Source organism: Frankia sp. CeCAU1 (assembly GCF_977971845.1).
In genome coordinates, this window is record NZ_CDWWXA010000263.1 from 1 (window position 1) to 2,505 (window position 2,505).

The following is a 2,505-nucleotide window of genomic DNA, read 5'->3' on the forward strand; positions in this document are numbered from 1 at the left end:
CTGGCGGTGGTGCTGTCGCTGTGCGCGGCGGCGGTGCTGTGCGGGGAGAGCGGCCTGGCCGGGGTCGCGGCCTGGGCCGCCGCCGCGCCTCAGCGGGTGCTGGCCGCGGCGGGGGCGCGCCGCGGTCCGCGGACCGGGCGGCACGCGGCGCCGTCGGCGCGTCGCTGGCCGGCCGCGCCCGTACCGCGGACAGCCCCGGCGACACGACGGGTGAGGGCTGTCGGAGGCCGGGGATCGCGGTCGACGGGAAGACGCTGCGCGGCGCCACCGGCCCGGACGGGAAGGCCCCGCACCTGCTCGCCGCGGTCACCCACGCCACCGGCGCGGTGCTGGCCGAGCACCAGATCGGCGCGAAGACCAACGAGGTTCCCGCGTTCGTCCCGCTGCTGCGCGAGCTGCACACCTACCACCCGCCGACCGGCCACGTGATCACCGCTGATGCCGCCCACACCAACCGCGCCCACGCCGAGGCGATCGTCACCGAGCTCGGCGCGCACTTCGTGTTCACCGTCAAGAACAACACCCCCGCCCTGGCCGTCGACTGCCACCAGGTGACCGACTGGACGAAGGCCCCGATCGGCCACACCACCGAGGGAAAGGCCCACGGCCGGCTCGAGAAGCGCACCATCCAGCTCGCCGAGGCCAGCGAGGCGATCCGCGCCCGCCACCCGCACGCCCGCACCGTCGCCCGGATCCGCCGCCGGACCACCCGCACCGTCACCCGCGGCACCCCCCGGCGCCGCGTCACCCGCAGGACCACCACCACAACCACCGTCCACGTCATCACCAGCCTCGCCCCCGGCGAGGTCACCGCCGCCGAACTCGCCACCTACGTCCGGGACCACTGGACTGTGGAGAACCGCGTCCACCGGGTCCGCGATGTGACGTTCCGTGAGGACGCCTCCCGCGTCCGGACCGGCCCCCCGCCCCGCGTACTGGCCACGTTCCGTAACATTGCCATCGGCCTGCTCCGCCAGGCCGGACACCCCCGGATCAGCCCCACCCCGCGCCGCCTCCGCCACGACCCAGCCCTGCTCACAGCCATCCTCGGCCTCGAAAACCCGGCCTGACCAGCATCAACGACTTTGCGGCACGCCCTGCGTGGTGAGGTGGGCGACGGTTGCCACGCCGAGCTTCCACTGCAAGGCGCGCGCATTCTCCCAACACGCTGGTTTCTTGGCCCATTCGCTGATGTTGCCAGGTGCACGGTCGAAGAACGACCGGAGCAGTCGGGCCAGCGCCGGAATCTCGCTGCACAGCTCCTCCGACACCTGTTGTGTACGCCAGATGACGTCGAGGTCGAGGCGCCGACTGGTGCGGTTACTGATCAGCGCCACGGCGTAGGCTACGACCTGCGCCTTATAGCCCTCCAGGCCGCTCTCCCGGAACGTCCTGGCGACGATCCTGTCAGTCTGCCGGAACAGGATCGCCTTCGCGACAAGGTGTTCGAAGTCGCGTCGCGTGGGTTTCTGGTCCTGCTCCGGACGTTGCGCGAGCCGCAGTGCGAACTCGGCGAAGCACTTCTGACCACCGAGGCTGACGGCGTGCGGAGTCTCGTCCCAAGCGAGTTCGAACTTCGCCAGGTCGGTCTTGACGAACTTCTGCGCGGGTGGATGGATCTCTCTGAACGTCTTCTGCCTGGTCGGCGTTCCCATTCTGGCGACCTCGTCCTGGTACTGGCCGCGGGCGCGTTCGTAGAACCATCGGGTCTGCTTCTGGCTGCCGCTGGGGGCCGGCGCCCATACCGAGCGGGAGAGACGTTCGATGTCGACGTGGAATGGGTGGTTGGTACTGAAGTCCGCTTCTTGGATCTTGTTCTGCCTGTTGGCGTAGCGGGAGATCAGTGGAACGATCTCGGCGAGCTGGTCCGGCGGTACGACGGTGAGCTTCATCTGGACGTGTATCCCGTCCAGCGTCGCCTTGTGTCTGACTGCCGCATGGTAGAGCGACGCGGTGGTCTGGCCGCCGTTGACGATCTGCAGGTCCTTCAGGCTGGCAATGGCGCTGCCACCCTCGCGTGTCTTGATCACGTTGACGGCGGATGCAGTCGCGGAGATGCCGTTGTTGTAGGCGAGGAACCGGCGCGGCTCTTTGAGAATGGTGTCCCGGATGCCCTGGTTCACCTGGCCCCTTGCCTGCAGGAACGACCGTACGTTGAGTTCGAGCAGGCGGGCGGAGTACGTCGCGTAGATCTCCTTCAGCACGGCACCGGGCACGATGGCCAGCATCGTGTGGCATCCCTGCTCGTCAGGGTCGGTGGGAAGACACGGGATCGGCGCACCGAACCGGTTGAGGAAATCAATGTGGATGGGTTCCTGCTGCCGACCCGAGGTCACCAGTCGGTGCAACCGCACCACGTCCCAGATCTGGACCGACGTCGGCACATCACCGAACTCCGGCGTCGCCACGTCCTTCCTGGTGGCGACCGCACCATCCGTGAACACCCAGAACCGGACACGAGTGAGCCTTTCCGCGCAACGATCCGTGACGCCGAGTGATCCCCAG

Annotated in this window: 2 protein-coding genes; one reads left to right on the forward strand and one right to left on the reverse strand. The window is 68.7% G+C overall.

Going from position 1 to position 2,505, the window contains the following annotated elements:
* On the forward strand, positions 1–1,070 hold a 1,070-nt coding region (locus AC08OO_RS23275; RefSeq protein ID WP_476619101.1), incomplete at its 5' end, for an ISAs1 family transposase.
* 6 nt (positions 1,071–1,076) lie between these two features.
* Here AC08OO_RS23275 and AC08OO_RS23280 read toward each other — a convergent pair.
* Positions 1,077–2,505: AIPR family protein (locus AC08OO_RS23280; protein WP_476619102.1), on the reverse strand; the 1,429-nt coding region annotated here is incomplete at its 5' end.